At 44.2% G+C, this 1,081-nt stretch carries 2 protein-coding genes; both read left to right on the top strand.

What is annotated here, in order from left to right; all coding sequences use genetic code 11:
- Nucleotides 1-34: 34 nt before the first annotated feature.
- Nucleotides 35-742: a YebC/PmpR family DNA-binding transcriptional regulator gene (locus A2517_RS00560; RefSeq protein WP_294893418.1), complete on the top strand. Its 708-nt coding sequence runs from the start codon at nt 35-37 to the stop codon at nt 740-742.
- 101 nt (nt 743-843) lie between these two features.
- The coding region (locus A2517_RS00555; RefSeq protein WP_294893417.1) for a hypothetical protein at nt 844-1,081 on the top strand (238 nt) is incomplete at its 3' end.

The following is a 1,081-nucleotide window of genomic DNA, read 5'->3' as shown; positions in this document are numbered from 1 at the left end:
CAATTTTTTAACTCAATTCGAGGGAGCATACCGTATGGGAAGAGCGTTTGAATATCGTAAAGCGGCAAAAATGAAGCGCTGGGGGAATATGTCGAGAGTATTCCCAAAACTGGGCAAAATCATCACGATGGCGGCAAAAGAGGGTGGGGAAGATCCCGATATGAACCCGAAACTCCGCAGTGCGATTTTGACGGCTAAAGCGCAAAATATGCCAAAAGACAATATTGATGCGGCGATCAAACGGGCTTCCGGTAAAGACGCTATTTCATTGGCGGAGATGAATATCGAGGGGAAAGGGCCTCACGGCGTTCTCTTTTTCGTAGAGTGTGCTACCGATAATAATGCACGAACTATTTCCAATGTTCGTACGATTTTCGGTCGTGCCAAAGGGGAAACTCTTAATAACGGTTCACTCGAATTTATGTTTAGCCGTAAAGCGGTGTTCCGATTTCCAAAACCTGCTATGGATCTCGAAGAGCTTGAATTCGCACTCATCGATGCGGGACTTGAGAGTATCGAAGAAGAAGAGGGTGAAGTGAGTGTTTACGGTGAATATACCGCATTCGGAGCACTGTCTGCTGAATTGGAAAAAATGGGTATTACACCTGATAGTGCCGCGTTAGAGCGTATCGCAAACTCTCCGGTAGAGTTCAGCGATGAGCAAATGTCCGATATCGAAAAACTGATCGATAAACTCGAAGAGGACGATGACGTCCAAGCCGTTTATACGAATATCGGTTAACATTTCCCTTCGGGGATATCCCCTCTCTCATCACACTTTTATCACAAAGTTCAATATTTTCCGCTATACTCTTTTCATCATCATTAGGTATAGGAGTAGGAATGAAATTTTTAACGTGTACTAAAGCTGCACTTTTAGCATGTGTATTGCTGGGGTCTTCCGCAAATGCAAAAGAGTTTAAAGCCCTTCCGATTTTGGACAAGAACTTTTGTCCGAATATTCAAGTGGGATTATCTGCGGGGTATATGAATCTCAAAAATGTGAATGCGGCAGGTTCTACCGCAGGGATCGAAATCTCATTGGATTGCCCTGTTTTTACCCTCCCATGGGATAACCTCA

It is taken from the genome of Sulfuricurvum sp. RIFOXYD12_FULL_44_77, from assembly GCF_001830725.1.
Lineage (GTDB): Bacteria > Campylobacterota > Campylobacteria > Campylobacterales > Sulfurimonadaceae > Sulfuricurvum > Sulfuricurvum kujiense_A.
The sequence above is the reverse complement of the archived record's forward strand: the minus strand, read 5'-3'. Positions and strand labels throughout refer to the sequence as shown.

Coding starts and splice junctions, on each gene's coding strand:
- A2517_RS00560 (WP_294893418.1), top strand. CDS start 35: ATGGGAAGAGCGTTTGAATATCGTAAAGCGGCAAAAATGAAGCGCTGG.